Here is a 25,324-nt window from a genome sequence, read left to right as displayed (position 1 = left end):
GCAACATCGTTGTACTGGAGAGGCCTTCATGAGCCACCACACCTTTGCTGCCGCACTGCGCGGCAGCGCTTTTCAACTGGAAGGGCCTTGCTCGCTGCAGGTGCGTGACGGGCGCATCGCGGAGGTCACGCGCACGGCACACACGACAGCCACCCGGGAAAAACGGCTGGTCATGCCGGCCTTGGCGAATGCCCATGATCATGGCCGCCCATTGTCCACCAGTTCGTTTGGTGCTGCGGGAAAACCGCTGGAAACCTGGCTGCTGCGCCTGGCCGTGATGCCATCCGTGGACCCTTACGTAGCGGCCTGCGCGGCGTTTGGGCGTGCCGCCGAAGGCGGTTGTGCTGCCGTCATGATGCACTGCACGCGGCCTCAGGGGCTGGACTCGTTGGTCGATGAAGTCAGGAAAGTGGCCCAGGCTGCCCAGGACGTCGGTATTCGACTGACCTTTGCCGTAGGGATGCGTGACCGAAACCCTCTCGTGTACGGCGACCATGGCGCGCTGGCAGCGCAGCTGGCGCAGGAGGAGCAACACGTCATCCAGCGCTACTTCAGCCTGCCATCCATGACCCCGGCTGAGCAGGTCCGGCAAGTCGAGGCCATGGCAGCGTCGCTGGAGGGGTTGGCATTGAATCTGCAGTTCGGCCCGACCGGCGTGCAGTGGTGTTCCGATGAGCTGCTGCGTGAGATAGCCGATGCGTCGGCGCAGAGCGGGCGTCGTGTGCATATGCACCTGCTGGAAACACGCTATCAGCGAGAGTGGGCCGACCATCACTTTCCTCAAGGCATCGTTCAGTACCTCGCCGACATCGGGTTGCTGTCGCCACGCCTTACCCTGGCGCACTGTGTCTGGGCGCGGCCCGAAGAGCTTGAACAGATAGCGGCGGCGGGGGCCACCATTGCCGTCAACACGAGTTCCAACCTGCATCTGCGCTCGGGCATCGCTCCCGTCGGCAACATGTGGCAAACAGGTTGCAAGGTAGCCATGGGCATCGATGGCTGTGCGCTGGATGAAGATGACGATGCATTGAGAGAAGTACGCCTCAATGCATTGCTGCATGCACCGCCAGGTTTTTCCGATGACGCTACTCGCCAGCGAATGTTGACCGCTGCCACCAGCGTGGGGCGCATGTCGCTGGGCTGGGAGCACCCGGCCTTACTGGAGCAGGGCGATGTCGCCGACTGGATCACGCTGGGTCTCGATCGCTTGAATGGAGATGACCTGATGAAGGTAGACAGTGTGGATTTGCTGTTTGCACGGGCTACCCGTAGCCACCTGGACAGCGTGGTGGTCAGCGGCAAGCAGATCGTCGAGCGCGGCAAACTCATGACGCTGGATCTTGAGCAGGTTCACGAGGAACTGCGTGATATGTATCGCCACGCCTTGCACCAGCGCGCTGACCTGCAGTGTGCCTGGCCCGCCATCGAACACCATGTAGCCGCTTACTACCGCGACCGCATGGGATGTTGTTAAGGAGTTAGTCGATGAATCATTTGAAACACTGGCTGGAGCAGCGCGCAGACGAGCAGGTGGCCATGCTTCGGCAACTGGTACAAGTACCTTCAGACAACCCCCCAGGTGATGGTATAGCCCACGCCCAGTGTGCTACCGAATGGCTAGAAAAACTGGGCTTCGAGGTCGAGCAACATCCAGTGCCCAGCGCATTATGTCGGCAGCATGGATTGCAACGAGTCACCAACCTGGTGGTGCGGCATCGTTTTGGACCTGGCCCCGTCGTCGCGCTCAATGCCCATGGGGACGTGGTGCCCGCGGGAGGTGGCTGGAGCAAGGACCCGTATGGCGGGGAAGTCGACCAGGGCTGGCTGTATGGACGGGGAGCCGCCGTTTCCAAAAGTGACTTCGTGACCTATGCCTACGCGCTGAAGGCGTTGATTGATACGCAAGCGCTGGAGACGGGCAGTGTCGAACTGCACTTTACCTACGACGAAGAGACCGGCGGTTTTACGGGGCCTGCCTGGCTGCTGTCCGAGGGTATTTCTCGACCGGATTATGCCGTGTGTGCCGCTTTTTCATATCAGGTGATCACTGCCCACAACGGTTGCCTGCACCTGGAGGTCGTGCTCGAAGGGCGCTCTGCTCATGCCGCCTGGCATCACACCGGTAGTGATGCCATTGAGGCGTCTCTGCCCGTGCTGAGCGCCCTCTATCGCTACCGTGAAACCCTGGCTGAAAAAGTCTCCGCTTACCCTGGGGTCAGTTCTCCGTCGTTGGTGGTCGGCACCATCGAGGGAGGCATCAATACGAATGTGGTGCCCGACCGTGTGGTCATGACCATCGATAGGCGGATCATTCCTGAGGAATCGCCGGATGTCGTCGAGCAAGAGTTGCGGTCGGTGATCGAAGCAGCGGTGCCACAGGGGGATATACGCGTGAGCATCCAGCGACGCCTATTGGCCAAGCCGTTCACCTCGACGCCTGATTCCGAAAAGGTCGCCAGCCTGTTTGCCAGTGAGGCACAAAAGGTGCTGGGAGTTCCCGTAGGTACTGGCGCCATGCCTTTGTACACCGATGCTCGCCACTACAGCGAAGCGGGCGTGCCGACCATCATGTATGGCGCAGGCCCCAAGGACCCGCTCGACGCCAATGGGCACCGTGCAGACGAACGTGTGCCGGTTCACCTGTTGACCGATGCCGCGCTGGTCGTCGCCAATAGCCTCAAGCGACTACTCGCCTGAGCAGCCGCTGACGCAACGAAAAAGGCCTTGTCGCGTAAGCGGCAAGGCCTTTTGCTGAAGAGAGCATTCGCGCCTTACGGCAGCTCTTCTTCCTCTTCATCGCTCTCTTTCTTGGTCGGGATCAGGTCTTCCCGAGAGAGCTTGAGCGGGATCAGCAGGGCGCCAGAGATATAGATGGAGGAGAAGGTGCCCACCACGATGCCAACCAATAGTGCGATGGCGAAGTTCTCGATCATGTCGCCGCCCAGCAGCAGCAAGGCCAGCAGCACCAGGATGGTGGTACCCGACGTTGCCAGCGTACGCGAGAGCGTGGCATTGATCGCTTCGTTGATGATTTGCCCCATGTTGTCGATCCGCGACGTGCGAATGGACTCGCGGATACGGTCGTACACCACGATGGTATCGTTGAGGGAATAACCGATGACCGCGAGCAGTGCGGCCAGTACCGTCAGGTTGAAGTCGAGCTGGAACAGCGCGAAGACACCCACCACGATGATCACGTCGTGCATCAGCGCCAGCAGAGCGCCGACGGCGAACTTGTACTGAAAGCGCAAGGCCACGTAGACCATCACGACGCCGAGGGCCACCAGCATGCCCATGCCGCTCTGGTCGCGCAGTTGCTCACCTACCTGAGCACCCACGAACTCCGCGCGCACCAGATTGACGTCAGCGCCTTCGGCGCGCAGCAGCCCGACGATCTCGCTGCCGATGTCGGGGTCAAAGGCCTGCTGCAGGCGAATCAGAATTTCGGTAGAAGCACCGAAGGTTTGTACGGACACATCCTGAAAGCCGCTGTTTTCCAGCAGTTGGCGGATGGCATCCAGTGACGGTGCGGCACCGTAACGTACTTCGACCAGGGTGCCGCCCGTAAAGTCCAGCCCCAGGTTGAGCTGCTGAAAAACGATGGCACCGATAGAGACGATCAGCATCACCGCCGAGACGATGAACGCAAGGTTGCGTCGTCCCATGAAGTCGATGCGTAGCTGCGATAGGGGTTTCATTACCACCTCTTCAATTCTGTGCGGAGCGCGTATGTCTGCTTCACGAGATCAGATCCAGAGCTTCTTGACGGGCTTGCTGCCATAGGTGAGGTTGACCATGGCTCGTGTGACCATCAAGGCCGTGAACATCGAGGTCAAGATACCGATGGAGAGCGTTACCGCGAAGCCTTTTACCGGGCCAGTGCCAATCGAGAACAGGATGATGGCGACCAGCAGGGTGGTGATGTTGGCATCCACGATCGAGGTGAAGGCACGCTCGTAACCCGCATGAATGGCTTGTTGAATCGACAGACCGTTGCGCAACTCTTCGCGTATACGTTCGAAGATCAGTACGTTGGCATCTACCGCCATACCCAGGGTCAGCACGATACCGGCAATGCCCGGCAGGGTGAGGGTGGCCCCCAGCATCGACATCACGGCAATCAGCAGGGTCAGGTTGAGCGCCAGCGCCACGTTGGCAAATACGCCGAACACCTTGTAGCGCACCAGCATGAACATCACCACCAGCAACAGGCCAATCTGGACCGAGAGCAGGCCGCGTTCGATGTTGTCCTGACCCAGGCTCGGGCCGATGGTGCGTTCCTGCACGAAGTAGATGGGCGCAGCCAGAGAGCCTGAACGCAGCAGCAGGGCCAGTTCGGCAGCTTCGGTGGGCGAGTCGAGCCCGGTAATGCGGAAGCTGTTGCCCAGCGCGCTCTGGATGGTCGCCAGGCTGATCAAGCCGCGCTCCGTGTAAGGCTCGCGAATGATGGTCTGCTCGCCAGTCTCCGGGTCGGTCTCGACGCGGTCTTCGCTCTTGTGCTCGATGAACAGCACCGCCATGTTGCGCCCGATGTTGGTGCGCGTGGCGCGGTTCATCAGCGTACCGCCAGTGCCATCCAGGTTGATGTTGACCTGTGGGCGGCCATTTTCATCGAAGCTGTGGCTGGCGCTGGAAACGCTGTCACCGGTAATGATCACGTCCCGCATCAGGTCCGCAGAACGGCCGCTGTCGTTGCGGAAGTCGAAGCGCTCGGTTTCCATGTCGGGCGTGTCGTTACGTGCTTCCAGACGGAACTCTAGGTTGGCCGTGGCGCCGACGATGCGCTTGGCTGCCACTGTGTCCTGAATGCCGGGCAGTTCGACCACGATCTGGCTGGGGCCCTGGCGCTGTACCATCGGCTCGGCCACGCCCAGCTCGTTGACACGGTTACGCAGGGTGGTCAGGTTCTGGTTGACCGCATAGTCCTGAATTTCGCTGACCGTCGCGTCGCTCAGCGACATGACCAGGCTGGAAGCGCGGCCATCGCCCTGGTTGCTGTAATCGAAGTTGGGGAAGTCGCGGCTGATCACTCGACGCGCAGCGTCACGATCTTCGCTGCTGGCAAAATCGATGGACAGCGAACGCTCGGCGATCTCCGTATTGCGGTAACGGATACGCTCGCTACGCAGCAGTTCACGGATGGCGCTGGCATTGACCTCCAGGCGCTGGCTCAGAGCCGCTTCCATGTCCACTTCCAGCAGGAAGTGAACGCCGCCGCGCAAGTCCAGACCCAGCGTCATGGGCGTGGCGGAGAAGGCCTGCAGCCAACCGGGCGTGGCTTCCGCCAGGTTCAAGGCAACGGTGGCGCCGCTACCCAGCACGTCAGCCGCGATATCCCGAGCATTCAGCTGGTCATCGTTGCTTTGCAAACGAATCAACCACTGCCCGTCGACCTCTTCCACGGCCTTGATGGCAATGTCGTTGTCGTTCAGCGCTTGTTCGACGCGATTGATTTGCCGCTCATCGAGCATGTTGCCTTGGGCATCGCTCACCTGAATGGCGGGATCGGCGGGAAATAGATTGGGAAGTGAATAGATAAGGCCAACCACCAGGACGACCAGTATCAGCAGATACTTCCACAGGGGGTAACGGTTGAGCATGCAAGCCCTGCCTTCAATTACAAACGGAATCGCTGTGCACAGACAAGCTGTGCACAGCAACGTTCACCATCGACGCTACCATGTCACCCCTGCCGGGGTGGCTGGCACGGAGTCGGCAGGGGGGAGGTGCGAGCGTTAGATGGACTTAATGGTGCCCTTGGGCAGTACGGCAGCCACGGCATTCTTCTGCACGTTGACTTCGGTACCTTCCGATACTTCCAGGGTCAGGAACTCATCGCTGACTTTGGTCACGCGGCCTACCAGGCCACCACCGATGACCACTTCATCACCCTTGGCCAGGCTGGAGACGAGCTGACGGTGCTGCTTGGCACGTTTTGCCTGGGGGCGCCACAGCAGGAAGTAGAAAATCAGCACAAAGCCGACGAGCATGACGATTTGCGCAATACCACCGCCAGCGGCGGCTTCCTGGGCATGGGCTGGTGAGATGAAGAAATCCAGCATTGCAGAGAACTCCTGAGTTAGAACAATGGGTGAACCGGTTGACGCCACTCAGCATGGCCGGTGGCGGTTAGTTATCAGGTTTCAGGTCCCGCAAGGGGAGGCACCGGCAAGCCGCGCCGTGCATAGAAGCCTTCCACAAAGGTCGTCAATGTACCCGCTTCGATTGCTGCGCGCAAATCAGCCATGACGCGCTGGTAGTAGCGCAAGTTATGGATGGTGTTGAGCATCGAGCCGAGCATTTCGTTGCAGCGGTCCAGGTGATGCAGGTAGCCACGGGAAAAATTCTGGCAGGTGTGGCAATCGCACTCTTCATCCAGCGGACGCGTGTCGAAGCGGTGCTTGGCATTGCGGATCTTGACGATGCCGTCCGAGGTGAACAGGTGCCCGTTACGCGCATTGCGGGTCGGCATGACGCAGTCGAACATGTCCACGCCGCGGCGTACGCCCTCGACCAGATCCTCGGGTTTGCCGACCCCCATCAGGTAACGCGGGGTGTCGTCGGGCATCCAGGTGGGCAGGTAGTCGAGGACCTTGATCATCTCTTCCTTGGGCTCACCCACCGACAGGCCGCCGATGGCCAGGCCGTCGAAGCCAATGTCCAGCAGCCCCTTGAGCGAGCGTTCGCGCAATTCAGGGTACATGCCGCCCTGAATGATGCCGAACAGCGCCGAAGGCGAATCACCGTGTGCCGTGCGTGAGCGCTTGGCCCAGCGCAGCGACAGCTCCATCGACTTCTCGGCCTCTTCGAAAGTGGCTGGGTAGGGGGTGCACTCATCGAAGATCATCACCACGTCAGAGCCCAGCGAGCGCTGCACGGCCATGGACTCTTCCGGCCCCATGAACACTTTGCTGCCGTCCACCGGCGAGCGGAAATGCACGCCTTGCTCGGTGATTTTGCGCATCTCGCCCAGCGAGAAGACCTGAAAGCCGCCTGAGTCGGTGAGGATCGGCTTGTCCCACTGGGCGAAATCGTGCAAGTCGCCGTGGGCTTCGATGACATCGGTGCCCGGTCGCAGCCAGAGGTGGAACGTGTTGCCCAGGATGATTTCCGCGCCGATCTCTTTCACCGACTCGGGCGTCATGCCCTTGACGGTGCCGTAGGTACCCACCGGCATGAAGGCTGGCGTTTCTACCGTGCCCCGTGGGAAGTGAAGGCGGCCCCGGCGCGCACGGCCGTCTTCCGCAAGGCGCTCAAAGCGCATAAAGCATTCGTTTCGCATCACAATCGCTCGTTGATCTATCGGGTGGCACAGCGCTAGCGGGTGAGCAGCATGGCATCGCCATAGCTGAAAAAGGCGTAGCGCTCTTCTACCGCCGTGCGGTAGGCGTGCATGATGTGGTCATAGCCTGCAAAGGACGACACCAGCATCAGCAGCGTCGACTCGGGCAGGTGAAAGTTGGTGATCAGTGCATCGACACAGCGCCACTGGTAGCCAGGGTAGATAAAGATATCGGTATCGCCGCTGAACGGGGCGATCTCGCCGTCGCTGCTTTTCATGCAGGCACTCTCCAGGCAGCGCACGCTGGTGGTACCTACCGCCACCACGCGCTTGCCGGCCGCCTGGGTATCACGCACCTGCTGGCAGGTGGCTTCGGTGACCTCGATCCACTCGCTGTGCATGTGGTGTTCGAGGATATTGTCGACGCGCACGGGCTGAAAGGTGCCTGCGCCCACATGCAGGGTCACGAAGGCACTTTGAATGCCTTTTTCGGCCAGTGCATCCAGCAGCGGCTGATCGAAGTGCAGCCCCGCCGTAGGAGCGGCCACGGCACCGTCGCGGCGCGCATACACGGTCTGATAGCGTTCGCGGTCGCTCAGCTCGTCTTCCCGAGTGATGTAGGGCGGCAGCGGCATATGGCCGTGCTGCTCCAGCAGAGCAATCATCGGCGTGTCGCCCAGAAAGCGCAGCTCGAACAGCGCATCGCGGCGGCCTTCCACCACGGCATGAATGTCGCCTTCGAAGATCAGCTCGGTGCCCGGCTTGGGCGACTTGCTGGAACGCAGATGGGCAAGCCCACGGTGGCTGTCCAGCGGGCGTTCCAGCAGCATCTCGACTTTTCCGCCACTGGCCTTGTGGCCGTGCAGGCGTGCCGGTATCACTCGGGTGTCGTTGAATACCAGCAGGTCGCCTGGCTCCAGCAGCTCCAGCAGATCGGGAAAGCGACGATGCGCCAGCGCACCGCTCTGGCCATCCACACATAGCAAGCGGCAATCGCTGCGCTGCTCGGACGGATAGCGGGCAATCAGCTCATCGGGTAGCTCGAAATGGAAATCTGCTCGCTGCATGGGGAGTGCTCTTTCGGTGGTCAAACAAGCCGCCTAGGATAGCGCTTTAGACGCATAAAGTCAGTCGATGTGATTGACCTTGCAGGTTAACTCCGTATAATGCGCCTCCTATGCCGGTGTGGCGGAATTGGTAGACGCAGCGGATTCAAAATCCGCCGCCTTTACGGGTGTGCCAGTTCGAGTCTGGCCACCGGCACCAAACATGAAGGGCCTGACGTTCAACGTCAGGCCCTTTTTTGTTCTGTCCAAAGTGTCCTTTCGTGTCACAGTATTCTGCCCGAGAGCGCCCATGTGTTTTCTAATGCTCTTAAACAGGGCATTACCCCCTCTTTTTTCAGGTTTCTTTCCTACTTCTTTATGAAATACTTGACCCCATTTGAATGGCGCCTTTCCGTGAGGCTGCCGGGGCGATGTTCGCCTAACTAACTAGAAAAAGCATTCGCCATGGGCGCTTGCGAACCTTCAGTGGAGATGTGCTCAATGGCGATGTCATCAGCCGATATTCTCAAGTCGACGCAGCCTGGCGTTGTCAACGGTCATTTGCTCAATGGCGTCAGGGTCAGCAGCGTAGAGGCTCAGGGCGCTTGGCAAGCACTTGCCGACACCCGTAGCGACGTATCGCGCATTGAGATACCGGCGGACCCCCATGAGCGTGTGGCCTTCGTGCGCCGCTGGATGGAAAAGAACCAGAAGACCCTCAAGCAAGGCGGTATGGCCGCTACATTGGTGCTGCCCTTGCTCGCCCAGCAGGCCTTGGCCGACAAGATGGTGCCAGTGAATGACCTGCAAGGCGTGTCAGAAGTCATTCGCCAGCCCAACGGCAGCCTCACACTGATGATGAACAGCGGCCAGCGTATCGAATTGATGGCGGCAGACGTGGCGCTGGCCAACGGACGTGTCGTGGTCGATGTGGACGCTCTCATGCAACAGCTCGGTAATGACAGCGGTCTTTTGGTGCCGCTCAGTCAGCTACCGGATGTGCAAACCTGGGAGCTGTTGCCTGACGGGAACGCTCTGGTGACGATGGCCGATGGGTCGCAGGTCGTGGTGCCACGCTGGGCGGTGGTCGAGCAGGGTGACCTGTTGTTGATCAGCCCCAGCGATGCCCTGCAGCAAGGCATTGCCGCTGGAGAAGATTTCGGTAATTTACTGTTCGTGCCAAGCGCCTCGTTTACGTCGGCACCATCGGGCGCCGCTGCCGCGGCGGGGACCACTGGCTCGAACAGTGCGCCGGTCAGCTCGTTTGCCGATATCCCACCATGGCTCTATATCGGTGGTGGTGCCATTGCGGTAGGTGCGGCGGCTGCCGGTGGTGGTGGCGGCGGTGGCAGCTCGCCACCACCTGAGCCAGCACCAGAACCAGAGCCAGAACCAACGCCAGAGCCGCCTGTAACGGTGAGCGGTTATGTCATTGATGGCTATATTTCAGGCGCTACCGTTACACGAGCGCTTGACGCTAATAGTGTGACGACCAATCGAGAAGGCTTTTTTGAGGGCTTGCAGGGCAGCGGTATCTTGACCGCGACTGGCGGGGTCGATATCTCGACCGGTCTGCCTTTTGTCGGTGAGCTGCGGGCGCCTGAGGGGGCGACCGTCATTACACCGCTCACCACTATGATGGTACAACTGGCTCAGCAGTTTAATTTGAATGATGCGGACGCCCAAACGGCTATTAAAACGGCGTTAGGACTCGACCAGCGTATTGACCTGGTGAACACTGACCCACTGGCTGAGTCGTCGCCGAACGCAGACTTGCTTATTGCCGGTGTCAAGGTTTCGAGTTTGTTGGCCATGGCTGCGACGGCAGGTATCAGTAATGAGGATGCTCTGTCTCTGCTGGCTGAGGCGTTTAATGAGGCTGATGATGTCGATGCGCCACTCAGTAATCAGGAAATGGCCGATTTACTGGGTTTGCCGACAATTGCAGGCCAAGTGACGCAGGCGCTGGATGCCATTGATGCGGCGGGTGAAAATCTGAATGTAGAGGCCTATCGTGAAGGTGTGCGTAACCCGCTGCGCGATGCACAGCGTGATGCGCAAAACCCTGATAGCAGCCTATCCGACACTATTGAAACCCGTGCCGACCTACCCTATTTGACGTTACAGCAAGCCGTTACGCTGTCACAAAATAACGAATTACCCTCTCAGTATTTGCTTAATCCGGACCAGCCCTTTGCGTCCGGTAATCTCGGGCTAACGGTGGCAGCTGACCGCTTGGTGCTTGTGCAGCAAATTCTGGAAGGTGACTACGATGCTGATAGTGCCCCCATCGCGCTTGAAGATATATATACGTGGGCTATTCGCGCACGTGTAGAAGATGTATTGGTGACAGGTGGTCTTGAGCGCCCAGCGGTATTGGGTGCCACACGTGTCATGGTAACCAACGACACCATTAGGCCTGACCAGTTTGCAGATTTAAACACGCTGGATAACTTTGTGTTGGGCAACACGATAGTACCTTATCGTTTGGAGCAGGCGCTTAATACATCTGAAATGCCTGCGAATTATACTCTTGACCCAGATACTCTACTGCTCAAAAACGACTTGACGCTTCGCGAAGCAGCGGAGTTGATTGATGCAACACGTTTGCTGATAGACCGTGCAGTTAATGCCGAAGAAGATGGTTTGACGCGAGAGATGCTGCTTGACTGGACTGTTTTGGATAGCTTCCAAAACGTTATTAGCGCGTCCAGCGCTGATCCTCAGTTGAATGAGGCGGGGCGTGTGAGTGTGACCGAATCCATAATTACACCGGCTCAATTTTCACAGCTGAGCAGGCTTGATAATTTTGACCTGGGTGTCACAGACGTTATTTATACCTTGGAGAATGCGTTGGCGGTAGAAACATTGCCCGCTAATTATGTTCTCGATTTAGATGCTCCATTGGATGCTGGTGTGGTCACTGTTTCTCAGGCGATTGCATCATTTGCGGATGTCTCTCGGGTTTTGCAAGGAGCTAATAATCAACCCCCTGTGTCATTGTTCCAGTGGTCGGTTAGTGACACAGCAAGTGCTATTATTGATAGTATTGAAGAGAGCGCCGTTACTGGGGCCAACCCTGTCGTGATTAGTGATCGTGCCATCACTGTAGAAGAGTTTGAGCTTCTTAATGGTCTGGATAATTTCCAGTTGGGAGAAACCGTCGTAAGTTATACGCTTTCTCAAGCGGTTAACGCAGCGGTGATTGCGGAAAATTACGATATTTCAGATAGCTCTGTGTTAAATGCAGGTAGTTTGAGTGTCGTAGAGGCAGAGCAGTTGCTGAGCTCGGTAGAGTTGATTTTGTCAGGTGCTATGAACGCACAGTCCTTAGACGCGGACCAGCTCTTTAATTGGACTGTTGTAGATAGTGCGGATAATATTTTAAGTGCGGATAATGTGCCGCACCTGCTGAGAGCAACGTCAGTTAGCGTCAGTGATGACTTAATCACACTGTCAGAGTATGAAAGCCTCCTTGGTTTAGATAGTAACTACATAAGGACTGGCGAAGTCGTCGAATACACGCTGGAAGAAGCTATCCGAGCGGATGATAGAGGAACCTTGCTGAATGGCTATGCGATTAGTGTAGACAGCCTGCTTGACGCAGGGGAGGTGAGTGTTGCGGAAGCACAAGAGGCCTACCTACAGATCACTGAACTGGTAGACAGTGCTGAAAATCGTGACAGCTTAGGCGAGCGTCTACCTTTCCATTGGGTAGTCGTTGATGATGCCACCGTGATTATTGAAGACTTGTTCGAGAATCACGTTGCGTTAGCTGATCAGGTGTTTGTTTCAAATGCTGAAATTAGCCAGCCAGAATATGAGCGTCTTATCGAGTTAGAAAATTTCGACTTAGGCTCCACGGTCGTGCGATACACGCTTGAAGGTGCCGTCAATACAGATGTTGCGTTACCCGATAGCTATTTATTAGAGACAGATACCTATGCACCAAGTGAGCTGAGTGTTGCTCAGTCTCGCTCGACTCTTGAGCGTGTGGAGTTGGTTGTAGGTAGTGCTGATAATGCTGATAGTTTAAATGTCGACGAGCTTTTTAATTGGATCGTTCAAGATAGTGCAAGTGCCGTTCTAGCAATCGAGCAAGGTGCTGCTTTCATGGTTGGTGCTGACGAGATTCGTCTTACTGATCAGCAGATTACAGTTGATCAATTCGAATCTTTATTGGCGATTGAAAATGATAATCGGGGTTATCAGCGCGGCAATGAACAGGTTGAATACACCCTCGGCCAGGCATTTGAGCGAGGCCCCGATGATGTGGTAGATAATTATCTTATCAATACACAGCCGCAGCTTGTTCTGGAGTCCCTGGCAGCGGAAGATGCCATCGAGAATCTGTCTATCGTTCGCGAGTTGTTAGGTGGGGCAGAGAACTCGCCTGACCTGAGTAGCGTTTACTCCTGGAGCATTCTGGATAGCTACAACAATATTCAGTCACGCTTGGGTGCTTCTGCTCCTGACGGCCTCCAACTTGCTGAAAGTGTTGAGGTGACAGACGAAACGCTGACAGCAGCTCAATATGAGCAACTGATGGGTAGATTAGATAATTTCAGTTTAGGGGAAGAGGTAACCGTAGTTTACGCTGATATCAATGATGCACTTCGAGCTCAGTCGGCGGATATATTAGCGCCTGATGGTCGCTTCGTGCTGAATGATACTGCAACACCTTTTGTAGCGAAACTCGTCGTTGAAGAGGCTGCAAACGAGCTAACAAATGTGCGTGCAGTATTAGAAGCGGGTCGAAATGTAGAGAGTGATAACGAGACCGCTCAACGTCTGTTTGACTGGACGGTGAACGATACGGCAAGCAATATTATTCAAGCTATTGCACAAGATCATATTGTCTTGGCCGATCGTGTTCAAATTACGGATGCGCAGTTGACTTATGAACAGTACCAGTCACTCATTGGTCTTGGCAACTACGATTACAATAGTGATCCGGTGGAGATTTTGTATACGCTTGAAGAAGCGTTAGAAATCATTGAGTCAGAAGGGGTGGAGGCGCTTGTCAAGGGAGAAGAGGGCAATAGTGCAGGCTACCGTCTTGCTGATACAGAACTGTCGATTGGTGTTTTGACGGCGGAAGAAGTAAGACCCATTGTAGAGAGCGCCGTACTCGCCCTTTCAGGTGCGAACGCCCCTGTTCCCGCGGTGAATGAGCTGCTGAAATGGAGCGTTATCGACTCAGCTTCTGCCTTGTTGGCTACCCAATCGAATAATCAGTTTCCTTTGTATTTGACAGGCGCAGAACAGGTGTCGGTCAATAATGATATTCTCGCCATTGCAGACCTTCAGCGGTTACAACGGCTGAGTAATTTTGAGCTGGAAGATACGCCTGTCAGATTTATCTTTACCCGCAACTTGACGCTTGGTGATATCGAAAACATTGCTGATAGCTATGAAATTGTGGCAAGCAGGGTTGAAATACCCAACTTCTTACTTACTAGCGTGCCTAATGCTGAGACACGTTATCAGGCTACACAAGCCATTGTAGATGGAGCGCTTAATCGTCAAGCGGTGAGTGTTGAAGCACTGCAGACGTGGAGCATCACGAGCGCTCAGCCAGACGAGCTTCTTGCTGCGGGCGCCGCTCCGTGGATCAGCGGAGCGGACACGATTACATTGGATCTGGGTAGTAGTGCATCTCTGACTCCTGAGCAGTACGAGGCCTTTGTTACCTTAGGCAACGTAGATCTCGATAATGTTAATGTCAGCTATTCGCTAGAGGAAGCGATTGCTGAAGTCAATGCAGGGGGGGAGCTGCCCGGCAGTAATGAGGGGCGTCCGGGTAGCTATGAAATTAATGCTGGACAGCCATTCGATGCCGCATCGTTAGTGGTCAGTGAAGTAGAGTCTCTGTTAGTGACGGTAGAGGAGATTCTCTCAGGGGCAAGCAATGCTGAAAGTCTCGACCGTGAAACGCTGTTAAATTGGGTAATCGAAGATAGTGTTGATCAAGTGCTCAACTCAATAGGTAGTGAGGCTTTGTCTGCCGCTAGCAGTGTTCGGGTGAACGTGGACGAAATTAGCTTCCAGGACTTTGAAGTGCTCAGCGAGCTACCCAACTTTGACCAAGAAGGGCTGACCGTCACGTACCCACTAAGTGCTTTGATACAGCGCTCTCTGGATGGCTTAAGTCTTCCCGAGAATTATGCCTTGCAAACGGATCAAGCATCGTTCTTTGATGCAGGGGCGTTGGATGCTCGGGCAGCCGAGCGGTTGTTCGAGACATCGACATTACTCTTGGAGGGAGCGGTCAATAGCGATACTCCTCTATCGTCATTAGCCACTTGGGTAGTCCAGGATACCTATGCGAATATTTATACACTCAATGTAGCGGGTAATAATGGTGTTCCTGCTGAATTCTTGATCGATGATGCAGCAAGTATTGTCATTATTGATGACCCGCTCGAAAGTGATGATGAGCAAGACCTGAATATCACTTTTACGGTCAACGGCTATACCCACCAGCCAGGCGCCGCACCGGGGGGGAGCGTCACGCAGCTATCCAAAACGTTTAATGTTGACGGCCAAGCGGCTGACGGTATTGAGCTGATCACGGATTTCCGAGTAGGAAGTGAACCAGGCTTCGATCAGCTGTTCATCGACCTGACGGCCAATGAGTTCGATGCGCTGCGCGGTGATGAGCCTGGCTTTGAGCGCTATGACGATTTGACTGCGTTAGGTGAGGATATTGCGTTTGCCGTATTTACCACTGAAGAGTTCATGAATGGCACGGCAGGTTGGCTGGATCAACTTGGCCTGAACAGTGACGAAGTGGTGTACCTGTTGGCAGGTAATGGAGACACCCCCGACATTGAAGATGATGCTCAGCTATTCCGTGTTGAGCTCACAGGCAGTGACTTCGATACCCAGTTACTCGCCAACTTCGAAAATCTGGACCTCAACGGCTTCCTCGAAGAGAACTGGAATACCAACTACAGCATCACTTGATGCATGCGAAAGCCCCTGCAGTGGCAAGATAGGCCTGGCAGGGGCGGGCTTGTGTTGGTGTGCAGCGTAAATCATGCCACTATCAGCGCGTGGCCAGGCAATTGGCTGGCCACGCATGTCATCACTTCATCAACCCAATGTCGCGGGAGACAACCCCATGGGCGTGACCTATCACGAAAGCAATGCGCGTATGAGCCAAGTGGCTGTTCATAACGGAACCGTCTACCTCGCGGGCCAGGTGCCAGCCGATGCCACGGTGGGCATGCGTGGCCAAACCGAGCAGGTGCTGGCGCGTATCGATGAGCTGCTGGCGCAGGCGGGCACTTCCAAAGAGCACCTGATCTCTGCGCAGGTATGGGTCACCGACATGGCCGAGTTCGCGGAAATGAACGAAGCGTGGGAAGCCTGGGTAGTACCGGGTCGTCCGCCGGTGCGCGCTGCGCTGGAAGCCAAGCTGGCCAAGCCCGAGTGGAAAGTGGAAATCATGGTCATCGCGGCACTGCCCAACGCCTGATCGGTTGCTTCAAGGCTGTCACGAGGGGGCGTTAACCGAGCGTTAACGCCCCCTCGATTTTTATTCTACGATCGTTTTATAGTGGAGCCTCCTTCTCTCACTTCCCGAACGGTACGGTCATGGTCCAGTTCGAGCTGCATAGCCGCAATCTGGCGCAAGAGCAGGTGGCGCACACCCACGATTTTCACCAGTTGATACTGGCCACGTGTGGCGTGACGGAACTGTCCATGGAAGGCCAGGGGGAGCGGGTGACCGCTCGCCGGGGCTGCTTGATCCCTTCGTCACGCCATCACGAGTATCAGGGCGATGGCAGCAACCGAACCCTGGTGCTGGATATCCCCGTGCAGCACTTGGCCACGCTGGAAAAGGGCAGTGAGATCGAGCGGCTATTCGATAAACCGCGCTTCTTTACCGTTCCCCCCGCCTTGAACCAGCTCACCCACGCGCTGGCCCATCAGTTGGAACAGTGCCCAGCCCTGCAAAACGAAATTGCCGCACTGTTACTGCGGGCGCTCTACATGTACCTGCAGGATGCACCGCTCCAGACGGCAGCCCAGATGGGCGCGCGCTGCATCAGTGAGCGGCTGGACCTGGAGCGCCTGGATGCCTGGCTCGATCAGCACCTGGCCGATGACATTCGTGTCGAGCAGATGGCCGCACTATGCGCCTTGAGTCCCGGCCACTTTCATAGCTGCTTTCGTGAGCTGACCGGGGTGACGCCGCTGGCCTATGTGCAGCGCAGGCGGCTGGAGCATGCACGTACTCTGGTACGCCATAGCGCCATGAGTCTTGGTCATATCGCCATGTTGGTGGGCTTTCGCGACCAGGGCAGTTTTTCTCGCGCCTACCGTCGTTCCTTCGACATTTCCCCTTCGTCGGATCGCTAGCGTCTGAAACCTCGGCCTACCTGACTTACGGGCAAACTTGCCAGAGTTTCGGGCAAGCAACCGCTGCTGCATCGTCGTAGTCTCAAGAGAAGTTCGATGACGCTGGAGAGCGCTGATGCTACCACCCTCGTTTTATCCCCATGCCCACACGCACGCGGTGGCCTTTGCTACCCATCGGGTCATTGTGCAAGGCCTCGTCTATCACCTGCAGGGGGAGTGGGCATGAAGGTCATTTCTGCCAAGGAAGTCGAGCAGTTTCTAGCCTGGCCAGGCCTGATCGAGCGCCTGCATCACACCTTCGTGAACGGGGTGGAGTCGCCACCGCGCCACCATCACGCCATGCATCGGCCGGACGGCGAAGCCACCATGCTGCTGATGCCCGCCTGGGAAGCCGCAGGCTATATCGGGGTGAAGATGGTCAACGTGTTTCCGCAAAATGCCGAACACGGCCTGCCGGCCATTTCCGGCCTTTACCTGCTCAGCGAAGGTCAACACGGCCAGCCGCTGGCGTGCATCGATGGCAGCGAACTGACCCGCCGCCGCACTGCCGCTGCTTCTGCGCTGGCGGCTCAGGTGCTGGCCAGGGAAGACGCCGAAACGCTGCTGGTGGTGGGGTCCGGCAAGCTGGCCCCCATGGTGATCGAAGCCCACGCAAGCGTCAGGCCCATCAAGCGCGTGCTGGTCTGGGGGCGTAACCCTCACAAGGCAGCCGCCATTGCCGAAGAGTATGCAGACCGCTTCGATACCCAGGTCGTCGACACCTTGGCCACCGCCGTGGCAGAGGCCGACATCGTCAGCTGCGTGACGCTCTCCACCCAGCCCATCATCCGGGGCGAGTGGCTGACCCCAGGCACGCACCTGGACCTGATCGGCGCCTTTCGTCCGCAAATGCGCGAAACCGATGCCGAGTGCCTGCGCCGTGCCCAGGTGTTCGTGGATACCTACGCGGGGGCACAAGGCGAGGCGGGCGACATCCTGCAGGCCATCGAGGAAGGCGCCTTCCAGTTCGAGGATATCCAGGCGGAGCTGGCCGACGTCTTACGCGGTGAGAAGCCCGGGCGCACCAGCCCGCAGGCCATCACGCTGTTCAAGTCGGTGGGCGCCTCTCTGGAAGATTTAGCCGCGGCGATCGAGCTCTGGGAGTCGTTACCCGCTACGCTGAAGTAGCGCTTGCTAGCTCCAATGGCCAAAGGACGGTGACCATGAAGTGTTTTTATCATCCTGATCAGGCGCTGCATGCGCCGCCCACTTTCCTGCTGCGTGGCCAGCCGGCGCCTTCCCCGGAAGGGCCGGTGCGGGCCGAGCTGCTCACTCAGGGGTTGGCAAAGGTGGGCTTGGCGCTGGTGGCCCCGGGCGCGTCGGACTCGCCCCAGCTGCGCCAGCGGCTGGCGCAGATTCATACGCCGCGCTACCTGACCTTTCTGGAAACGATCCATGCCCGCTGGCAGGCGTTGCCCAACGCCGCCGCGCTGGTGGCACCCAACATTCACCCCTGCGGCGGCGGCCACCACTACCCCCGCCACCCCATCGGCCAGGCGGGCTGGCACCTGCACGACATGGCTTGTCCGCTCAGCGCCACCAGTTTCCAAGGCGCATTGGCCTCGGCGGCCACTGCAGAAGCAGCCGCGGAAGCCGTGTTGGCAGGGGAGACGTTTACCTATGCGCTGTGCCGCCCACCCGGCCACCATGCCGGGCCTGAGCGGGCAGGCGGCTTTTGCCTGCTGAACAACGCGGCGCTGGCCGCGACCGTGCTGCGTGAACGCTTTGCCAGAGTGGCGATCATCGATGTGGATTTGCACCACGGCAACGGCACCCAGGACATTTTCTACGCCAGAAACGATGTATGGACCGGTTCCCTGCACGCCGACCCCAGCGACTTCTACCCCTTTTTCTGGGGCGGGGCCGACGAAGAAGGTAGCGATGACGGCGTGGGCGCCAACGTGAACCTCCCCCTGCCGGTGGGCAGCGACGGTGAGGTCTATCTGGACGCGCTGGCGATTTTGATCGATCACTTGCAGCGTTTCGAACCGGATGCGGTGGTGGTCGCTCTGGGGCTGGATGCCCATAAGGCAGACCCGCTGGCGGGATTGAGCGTGGAAACCGAAGCGTTTATCGAGGTAGGCAAGCGTCTGGCCGCGCTGTCGCTCCCCATGGTGATCGTGCAGGAAGGCGGCTACCCCACCGAACATCTCAGCGCCAACCTGGCGGCCTTCATGGAGGGGTTTAACGCATGAGCGGTACCGGCTTCTACTGGCACGAACGCTGCTTCTGGCACGACCAGGGGGCCATCGGCGTGTTCTCGGCGCCGGGTGAGTTCTTGCAGCCCCAGGCCGCCTCGGAAAGCCCCGAAAGCAAGCGGCGGCTGAAAAACATTCTGGAAGTCAGCGGGCTGATCGACGAGCTTTACGTGGTCAAGCCGCCCGCCGCCACGCTGGAAGACCTGCTGCGCTTTCACACGCCGCGCTACCTGGAAGAACTTCAGGCAGGCGATGCGGCAAGGGGCGGTAACGGCGGCGACAGCGCGCCCTACATGCCGGGCAGCTGGGCCGCCGCGACCCACTCGGCGGGCTTGGCCATCGCCGCCGTAGACGCCGTCGCCCGGGGCGAAGTACGCAACGCCTACGCCCTGTGCCGCCCGCCGGGCCATCATGCCGAAGCCGATCAGGGCCGTGGGTTCTGCCTGTTAGGCAATATTCCCGTGGCGGTGATGCGTGCCCAGGCGCTGGGCCAGGCCAGTCGCGTGGCGATTCTCGACTGGGACGTACACCACGGTAACGGCCAGCAGGCTGCGTTCTATCGCGACCCGAACACCTTCACCATCTCAATACATCAGGCAGCCAACTACCCACTGGAGAGCGGCGCTTTCGAAGAGCAGGGGGAGGGCGCTGGAACCGGGACGAACCTCAACCTGCCGCTGCCCCCTGGATGTGGCCTGGGGGCCTATGCGTATGCCATGGAAAGGCTGGTACTGCCTGCGTTGGAAGCCTTTCAGCCCGATCTCATCATCGTTGCCTGTGGCTACGACGCCTGTGCCAAGGACCCGCTGGGCAAGATGCTGCTCAACAGTCAGGCCTTCGCCACCATGACGGCGCAAGTAAAGGCCGTGGCGGAGCGCTGTTGCGCTGGCAAGCTGGTGATCGTGCACGAAGGCGGCTACTCCGAAGGCTACGTGCCGCTCTGCGGCCATGCGGTGGTCCAGACGCTGGCGAGCAGCACGACCGCCGTGTTCGACCCGCAAAACGACGAAATCGCCGCCTGGGGTTATCAGGCGCTGCAGCCGCACCAGCAGGCATTGATCGATACCTGGCAACGACAGTGGGAGCAAACCACCCGATGACACCTCTTCATGATCGAGACGGCTGGATCTGGCAGGACGGCCAGTGGCTTGCCTGGCGAGATGCCAGGGTTCATGTGTTCACCCATACGCTACATTACGGGATGGGCTGCTTCGAGGGCGTGCGGGCCTACGCCGGTGCGCAAGGCCCGTGCTTGTTCCGGGTGGAGGAGCATACCCGCAGGCTCGTGGAAAGCGCCCACGCGCTGGATATTCCGCTGCCGTTTCGCGAAGCCGAGCTGATCGATGCTCAGTGCAAAAGCATCACCAAAAACGGCTTGCAGGATGCCTACCTGAAGCCCACCGTGTTTCTGGGTTCGGAAGGCCTGGGGCTGCGCGCCCAAGGGCTGACCACCCATGTGATGATCGCCGCCTGGGATTTGGGGCCGTACCTTTCACCGCAGGCCGCGCCCCATGGATTGCGTGCCTTGACCTCTTCCTGGGCGCGCCACCATGTCAACATCAGCCTGTGCCGCGCCAAGACCAGCGGCCACTACGTGAATTCGATGCTGGCGCTCAACACGGCGGTCAAGGCCGGGTTCGATGAGACCATCATGCTCGACCCCGAAGGGTACGTGGCCGAGGCCTCGGCGGCGAATGTCTTCCTGCTGCGCGATGGCGTGCTGCACACCCCGGAAGTCACCTCTTGCCTGCAGGGCATCACCCGAGACAGCGTCATACAGCTGGCCCGCGACGTGCTGGGCATCGAAGTGAAAGAGCGGCGTATCACCCGCGATGAGCTGTACACCGCCGACGAAGCCTTCCTGACCGGCACTGCTGCCGAAATCCTGCCGCTCAGGGAGCTGGATGGACGACGCATCGGCCATCGTGCCGAAGCGCCGCCGCCCAGCGAGCCGATACCCGCCCACAGCGTCACGGCGCAGCTGCAGCAGCTCTATCGCCAGGTGGTACGCGGCGAGCTGGAGGCCTACCAGCACTGGCTGACCCCGGCATGAGAGGGGAGTGGCGCCGGGGCCTGCGCGGCTAGCCGTGCTGTCGAAGCGCCTTTTCCAGCGCCGCCAGCCTGCCCGGCTGCAGTGCCTCTTCTACTGCCGTGATGCGAATCACGTTGGCCAGTTGCGGGTGCGCAAGGCGGGCCACCAGCACGCCATCGTCCAGCAATTCCTGATGCACGGCGGCGGCCAATTCGGCGCTGGATAGGCGGATGCCGACGAAGTTGGTGGCGCTGGGCAGCAGGTCTGCGCCCAGCGCCGTGAAGTGCAGCGCCAGCTGTTCACGGCGCGCTTTGACATCCGCAATATGCTGCTGCACTTCCTCGGGGTGGTCGAGCACGACCTCGGCGGCGGCCTGGGTGAAGGAAGAGACCGCGTAGTGAATACGTACTTTCATCATCATCGCCAGCACGTCGGGCTCGGCAATTGCGTAGCCAATCCGCATGCCCGCCAGGCCATGGGCCTTGGAGAGCGTGCGCAGGCGAATCACCCCCGGCAGCGCCTGGCCCAGAAACTCACTTCCCGCATCGTCACGAAAATCCCCGTAGGCCTCATCCAGCAGCAGCCAGCAGTCGTTGGGTAGCGCCTGGCGAAACTTGAGAATGGCGCTATCGCTGTGCAGGTGGCCGCTGGGGTTGTCCGGGTTGGCCAGGTACACCAGCCGCGCTTGCTCCTGATGGGCTGCTGCCGCCAGCGCTTCCAAGTCGGGGGCGAGCACGCCAGGCGCTTCATGGTAGCTGGGCTCGACCAACCGGCAGCCCTGGCCCTGGGCAAAGTACCCGAAGGTGGGGTAGGTGCCTGCGGTGCTCACCACGGTCTCGCCCACGGTGCAGGTGGTGCGCAGTGTCAGGGCGATCAGGCTGTCGGCACCGGCGTCCACCAGCAGGTGGTCGAGGGGAATGTCTTGCTGGGCGCTGATGCGCTGGCGAACGCCCAGCGCTTCGGCATCGCCATAGCAATACACGTGTTGTGCCACGGCATCGCCGAAGTGTTCCCGTAGCGCACGGTGGGGCATGTCCAGCCCCTCGTTGGAGCCCAGGCGGTGAGGGATCTCACGGCCGAGCCGCCGCTCCAGCACCTTGATGCCGGGGAAAGGGTTCACGGGGCCAACGCCCGTCAGGTGGTCGGGGTAGCGGGGCATAATCAGGTCCTGATCAGTTCAATGTTCAACGCAATATTTTGCCACGGTTCAGCAGCTTATGAGGGTCGAGTGCCTGCTTGAGGGTGTGCATCAGCGCAACCTCCTCTGCCGAGCGGCAGGTCTCCAGCCATGGGCGCTTTTCCAGGCCGATCCCATGTTCGGCAGACACCGAGCCGCCCAGCGCCGCCAGGGGTTGATACACCAGGGTCTCGACCTCCCGGCGTACCGCCAATTCATGACTGCCCACGCACACCGAAATATGCAGGTTGCCATCGCCCAGGTGGCCAAAGACCACGAGCCGGGCATCGGGCCAGCGCTGGGTCAGCTGGTGCTCAAGGGCATCGGTGTAGCGCTGCATATCGGCAATCGGCAGGCTGACATCGAACGTCAATACCGGGGTCATGGCCTTGACCAGGCCTTCGATGTCTTCACGAATGGCCCACAGGCCGTCTCGCTGTGCCGCTGACTGAGCCAGCACCGCATCGACGATCAGCTCGTTCTCCAGCGCGCTCTCCAGGGCCTCTCGGAACTGGGTCGTATTGCGCTCGGCATCGCTGCCCAGGGATTCGATGATGACATAAAAAGGATGGCTGGTGGCAATGGGGGGCGTGTGGCGTCCCGAGGTTTCCGTCAGCAGGCGGTAATGGTTCTGCCACATGACCTCGAAAGCCCCCAGGCTACCGCCCAGCGCCTTGCCCATGTGGCGGAGCAGGGCCGTCAAGGCCTCGAACGAGGGGCAGGCCACCAGCGCGGTTTGTTCGCTGGGCGTGGGCGGCTGCAAGCGCAGCACCGCGCGGGTCACGATACCCAGCGTGCCTTCACTGCCAATGAACAGCTGCTTGAGATCGAACCCGGCATTGTTTTTCAGCATGCGGTTCATGGAGCTCACGATACGGCCATCGGCCATCACGGCTTCCAGCCCCAGCACCTGCTGGCGCATCATGCCATAGCGGATCACCCGCACGCCCCCGGCGTTGGTGGCGATATTACCGCCAATCGTGCAACTGCCCCGGGCGCCCAAATCCAGCGGGAACTGCAAGCCCGCGTCGCTGGCGGCTTCTTGTACCCGCTGCAAAGGGGCACCGGCCTGGACGGTCAGCGTACCGCCAACGTGGTCGATCTCTTCGATGGCGGTCATGCGCTCCAGTGAAATCACCAGCTCCTCTTCGCTGGCGTCGGCGCCATGCACCAGCCCGGTCAGCCCGCCGTGGGTCACCACCGGCTGTCGGACCTCGTGGCAAGCGCGCATCACCTCGGCCAACGCTTGGGTGCTGGCCGGGCGCACGATGGCACCGGCAAGGCAAGGCGCGCCGGTCATCCAGTCGACGCGGCGGCTACGCACATCGTCTCCGGTGAGTACGTGCGCAGTGCCGACGATGGCGCGAAGCGCCTCCAGGGTAATCTGCATGCCTGTTTCCTTACGTGACGTTCCATCGTTGTGTGAATAAAGTGTTTGAAGACAGTTGTTTGAAGACAGTGGTGTGAATCAAGACGTATAAATCAACGCTGATGAACCAGCGTGTGACGCATCAAAGGCTAATCAGGCCGACGCGGCGGCAGGCGCTTCGCGCCCCGGAATCGCATCGAGCAGCGAACGGGTATAGGCCGCCTGGGGGGCCAGAAATATCTGCTCGGCGCTGCCTTGCTCGACGATGCGCCCATGCTGCATGACGACGATGCGATCACAAATCTGGGCGGCCACCCGCAAGTCGTGGGTGATGAACAGCAGTGACAGCGACAGCCGCTGTTTCAGCGATTCCAGCAGCTCCAGCACCTGCGCCTGAATGGAGACGTCCAGCGCAGAGACCGCCTCATCGGCCACGATCAATTCAGGGTTGAGCGCCAGCGCTCTGGCAATGCCGATACGCTGGCGTTGGCCGCCTGAAAACTCATGGGGGAAACGCGTCACCGCACTGGCACCCAGCCCCACCAGCTCCAACAGCTCACCGGCCTGGCGGAGCGCGGCGGCCTTCGGGGTGCCGTTGGCCATGGGGCCTTGGGCGATGGCCATGCCGACCCGAGTGCGCGGGTTCAAGGACGCATAAGGGTCCTGAAAAATCATCTGCACCCGGTGGCGTTCGCGGCGCAGCGCGCTGCCGCTCAACTGCGAAAAATTGACCCCATCCAGCAGCAGCTCGCCATTATCCGGGTGCTCCAGGCGCACCACGCAGCGGCCAAGGGTCGATTTGCCCGAGCCGGACTCGCCCACGATACCCACGGTCTCGCCTTTGGCCAGCGTCAGCGATACGTCATCCAGCGCGCGCACTTCCCGAGTGGCCTTGAACCAGCCCCCGCGTGAACGAAACACCTTGTTGAGCCCCTTGATCTCCAGCAGGGGCGCCGAGGTGGCAGGTTCCCGGTGAGGGGGAAGGGCGTTGCTGGGAATGGCGGCGATCAAGGCCTGGGTATACGCATCCTGGGGGTTCTTCAGCACATCCCGGGCATTGCCGATTTCGACGATGCGGCCATGGCGCATGACGCAAACACGGTTGGCGATTTCCGCCACCACGCCAAAATCGTGGGTGATGAACATGACGGCCATGCCACGCCGCTGTTGCAGGTCACGAATCAGCGCCAGAATCTGCGCCTGGGTGGTCACATCCAGCGCCGTGGTGGGCTCATCGGCAATCAACAGCACCGGTTCGAGCGCCAGCGCCATGGCAATCATCACCCGCTGCCGCTGCCCGCCGGAAAGCTCGAAGGGGTAGGCGCTGATGGCCTTCTCTGGCTGCGGGATACCCACTTCCACCAGCAGTTCCAGCGCCCGCGCCTGGCGCTGCCGGGGGCTGAGCTGGCCATGGGCCTCGAACACTTCGGCAATCTGTGCGCCCACGCGCATCAAGGGGTTCAGCGCCGTCATTGGCTCCTGAAAGATCATGCCGATCTTCAGGCCGCGCAGCGTTCGGTGCTGCTTTTCGCTCAGGGCCAGCAGGTTCTGGCCTTCGAACGTGACGCTGCCCTGCACGGGGCGAACGCCCTTGGGCAGCAGGCCCATGACCGTGTTGGCGGCCATGGACTTGCCCGACCCGGACTCCCCGACCACGCACATGATCTCGCCACGGTTGACGCTATAGCTGACATTCTCCACCGCCAGCGGTCGGTCTGCGCCTTTGGGCAGCGCCACGCTCAAGCCTTCGATCTGTAGTACGGCGGGCGCATCGTCCTGGCCAGCGGATTGCACGACATCGTTCATGGCAG

At 59.3% G+C, this 25,324-nt stretch carries 17 protein-coding genes and 1 tRNA gene; 10 read left to right on the top strand and 8 right to left on the bottom strand.

Features of this window, described 5'->3' with window-relative positions; translation table 11 throughout:
* Positions 1-28 precede the first annotated feature (28 nt).
* Both LG409_RS14845 and LG409_RS14840 read left to right on the top strand, forming a co-directional pair.
* Entirely contained in the window at positions 29-1,474 is a 1,446-nt protein-coding gene (locus tag LG409_RS14845; protein WP_039180281.1) for an amidohydrolase family protein, read from the top strand.
* An 11-nt stretch (positions 1,475-1,485) separates the two neighbouring features.
* Positions 1,486-2,697 carry a M20/M25/M40 family metallo-hydrolase gene (locus tag LG409_RS14840; protein WP_039180280.1) on the top strand — a complete coding sequence of 404 codons (1,212 nt, stop codon included), beginning with the start codon at positions 1,486-1,488 and terminating at the stop codon, positions 2,695-2,697.
* A 74-nt stretch (positions 2,698-2,771) separates the two neighbouring features.
* Here the strand turns inward: LG409_RS14840 and secF are convergent, their stop codons facing one another.
* From secF to queA, 5 genes are all read right to left on the bottom strand, one after another.
* Entirely contained in the window at positions 2,772-3,698 is a 927-nt protein-coding gene (gene secF / locus LG409_RS14835; protein ID WP_039180277.1) for a protein translocase subunit SecF, read from the bottom strand.
* A 48-nt stretch (positions 3,699-3,746) separates the two neighbouring features.
* Positions 3,747-5,600 (bottom strand): protein translocase subunit SecD, encoded by a 1,854-nt coding sequence (secD, locus tag LG409_RS14830; RefSeq protein WP_039180276.1) that lies wholly within the window; start codon positions 5,598-5,600, stop codon positions 3,747-3,749.
* Between the two features lie 135 nt (positions 5,601-5,735).
* Positions 5,736-6,062 carry a preprotein translocase subunit YajC gene (gene yajC / locus LG409_RS14825; RefSeq protein WP_016914910.1) on the bottom strand — a complete coding sequence of 109 codons (327 nt, stop codon included), beginning with the start codon at positions 6,060-6,062 and terminating at the stop codon, positions 5,736-5,738.
* 74 nt (positions 6,063-6,136) lie between these two features.
* Positions 6,137-7,264, bottom strand: a complete 1,128-nt coding sequence (gene tgt / locus LG409_RS14820) for a tRNA guanosine(34) transglycosylase Tgt (protein ID WP_039180272.1) — start codon at positions 7,262-7,264, stop codon at positions 6,137-6,139.
* Positions 7,265-7,317: 53 nt separating this feature from the next.
* Entirely contained in the window at positions 7,318-8,349 is a 1,032-nt protein-coding gene (queA, locus tag LG409_RS14815) for a tRNA preQ1(34) S-adenosylmethionine ribosyltransferase-isomerase QueA (protein ID WP_144982356.1), read from the bottom strand.
* A gap of 112 nt (positions 8,350-8,461) precedes the next feature.
* On the opposite strand from queA, the gene LG409_RS14810 reads away from it, so the two are divergent.
* The 8 genes from LG409_RS14810 (at position 8,462) to LG409_RS14775 (ending at position 20,988) form a co-directional block, all read left to right on the top strand.
* Positions 8,462-8,548 (top strand) — tRNA-Leu (locus LG409_RS14810).
* Positions 8,549-8,829: 281 nt separating this feature from the next.
* Complete coding sequence (locus LG409_RS14805; RefSeq protein ID WP_227407013.1) at positions 8,830-15,297, top strand: calcium-binding protein; 6,468 nt, start codon at positions 8,830-8,832, stop codon at positions 15,295-15,297.
* Positions 15,298-15,454: 157 nt separating this feature from the next.
* Positions 15,455-15,811, top strand: a complete 357-nt coding sequence (locus LG409_RS14800; protein WP_227408133.1) for a RidA family protein — start codon at positions 15,455-15,457, stop codon at positions 15,809-15,811.
* Between the two features lie 119 nt (positions 15,812-15,930).
* Entirely contained in the window at positions 15,931-16,698 is a 768-nt protein-coding gene (locus LG409_RS14795; protein ID WP_227407012.1) for a helix-turn-helix transcriptional regulator, read from the top strand.
* Between the two features lie 222 nt (positions 16,699-16,920).
* Complete coding sequence (locus LG409_RS14790) at positions 16,921-17,865, top strand: ornithine cyclodeaminase family protein (RefSeq protein WP_227407011.1); 945 nt, start codon at positions 16,921-16,923, stop codon at positions 17,863-17,865.
* A 35-nt stretch (positions 17,866-17,900) separates the two neighbouring features.
* Positions 17,901-18,932 (top strand): histone deacetylase family protein, encoded by a 1,032-nt coding sequence (locus LG409_RS14785; RefSeq protein WP_227407010.1) that lies wholly within the window; start codon positions 17,901-17,903, stop codon positions 18,930-18,932.
* Positions 18,929-20,035: a class II histone deacetylase gene (locus LG409_RS14780; RefSeq protein WP_227407009.1), complete on the top strand. Its 1,107-nt coding sequence runs from the start codon at positions 18,929-18,931 to the stop codon at positions 20,033-20,035. Before LG409_RS14785 ends, LG409_RS14780 begins: the two co-directional genes overlap by 4 nt.
* Positions 20,032-20,988 carry a branched-chain amino acid transaminase gene (locus LG409_RS14775; protein ID WP_227407008.1) on the top strand — a complete coding sequence of 319 codons (957 nt, stop codon included), beginning with the start codon at positions 20,032-20,034 and terminating at the stop codon, positions 20,986-20,988. Before LG409_RS14780 ends, LG409_RS14775 begins: the two co-directional genes overlap by 4 nt.
* Before the next feature lie 28 nt (positions 20,989-21,016).
* On the opposite strand, the gene LG409_RS14770 is transcribed toward LG409_RS14775, so the two are convergent.
* From LG409_RS14770 to LG409_RS14760, 3 genes are all read right to left on the bottom strand, one after another.
* A complete protein-coding gene (locus LG409_RS14770; protein WP_227407007.1) occupies positions 21,017-22,126 on the bottom strand; it encodes a pyridoxal phosphate-dependent aminotransferase in 1,110 nt (369 codons plus the stop codon).
* A 25-nt stretch (positions 22,127-22,151) separates the two neighbouring features.
* Complete coding sequence (locus tag LG409_RS14765) at positions 22,152-23,534, bottom strand: FAD-binding oxidoreductase (RefSeq protein WP_227407006.1); 1,383 nt, start codon at positions 23,532-23,534, stop codon at positions 22,152-22,154.
* 132 nt (positions 23,535-23,666) lie between these two features.
* Positions 23,667-25,319, bottom strand: a complete 1,653-nt coding sequence (locus LG409_RS14760) for an ABC transporter ATP-binding protein (RefSeq protein WP_227407005.1) — start codon at positions 25,317-25,319, stop codon at positions 23,667-23,669.
* Between the last annotated feature and the right edge of the window lie 5 nt (positions 25,320-25,324).

Source organism: Halomonas sp. NyZ770, from assembly GCF_020616575.1.
In the GTDB taxonomy this organism is placed as follows: Bacteria; Pseudomonadota; Gammaproteobacteria; order Pseudomonadales; family Halomonadaceae; genus Vreelandella; species Vreelandella hamiltonii.
Note: the sequence above shows the minus strand (reverse complement) of the source record. Positions and strands in the feature narration are given on the sequence as shown.

Bases quoted from the DNA above. Each gene is read 5' to 3' on its own strand.
- LG409_RS14805 (WP_227407013.1), top strand. From the start codon at position 8,830: ATGGCGATGTCATCAGCCGATATTCTCAAGTCGACGCAGCCTGGCGTT.
- secF (WP_039180277.1), bottom strand. From the start codon at position 3,698: ATGAAACCCCTATCGCAGCTACGCATCGACTTCATGGGACGACGCAAC.
- LG409_RS14770 (WP_227407007.1), bottom strand. From the start codon at position 22,126: ATGCCCCGCTACCCCGACCACCTGACGGGCGTTGGCCCCGTGAACCCT.
- LG409_RS14840 (WP_039180280.1), top strand. From the start codon at position 1,486: ATGAATCATTTGAAACACTGGCTGGAGCAGCGCGCAGACGAGCAGGTG.
- LG409_RS14780 (WP_227407009.1), top strand. From the start codon at position 18,929: ATGAGCGGTACCGGCTTCTACTGGCACGAACGCTGCTTCTGGCACGAC.
- LG409_RS14845 (WP_039180281.1), top strand. From the start codon at position 29: ATGAGCCACCACACCTTTGCTGCCGCACTGCGCGGCAGCGCTTTTCAA.
- LG409_RS14765 (WP_227407006.1), bottom strand. From the start codon at position 23,534: ATGCAGATTACCCTGGAGGCGCTTCGCGCCATCGTCGGCACTGCGCAC.
- LG409_RS14760 (WP_227407005.1), bottom strand. From the start codon at position 25,319: ATGAACGATGTCGTGCAATCCGCTGGCCAGGACGATGCGCCCGCCGTA.
- LG409_RS14790 (WP_227407011.1), top strand. From the start codon at position 16,921: ATGAAGGTCATTTCTGCCAAGGAAGTCGAGCAGTTTCTAGCCTGGCCA.
- LG409_RS14800 (WP_227408133.1), top strand. From the start codon at position 15,455: ATGGGCGTGACCTATCACGAAAGCAATGCGCGTATGAGCCAAGTGGCT.
- tgt (WP_039180272.1), bottom strand. From the start codon at position 7,264: ATGCGCTTTGAGCGCCTTGCGGAAGACGGCCGTGCGCGCCGGGGCCGC.
- LG409_RS14775 (WP_227407008.1), top strand. From the start codon at position 20,032: ATGACACCTCTTCATGATCGAGACGGCTGGATCTGGCAGGACGGCCAG.
- LG409_RS14795 (WP_227407012.1), top strand. From the start codon at position 15,931: ATGGTCCAGTTCGAGCTGCATAGCCGCAATCTGGCGCAAGAGCAGGTG.
- secD (WP_039180276.1), bottom strand. From the start codon at position 5,600: ATGCTCAACCGTTACCCCCTGTGGAAGTATCTGCTGATACTGGTCGTC.
- LG409_RS14785 (WP_227407010.1), top strand. From the start codon at position 17,901: ATGAAGTGTTTTTATCATCCTGATCAGGCGCTGCATGCGCCGCCCACT.
- queA (WP_144982356.1), bottom strand. From the start codon at position 8,349: ATGCAGCGAGCAGATTTCCATTTCGAGCTACCCGATGAGCTGATTGCC.
- yajC (WP_016914910.1), bottom strand. From the start codon at position 6,062: ATGCTGGATTTCTTCATCTCACCAGCCCATGCCCAGGAAGCCGCCGCT.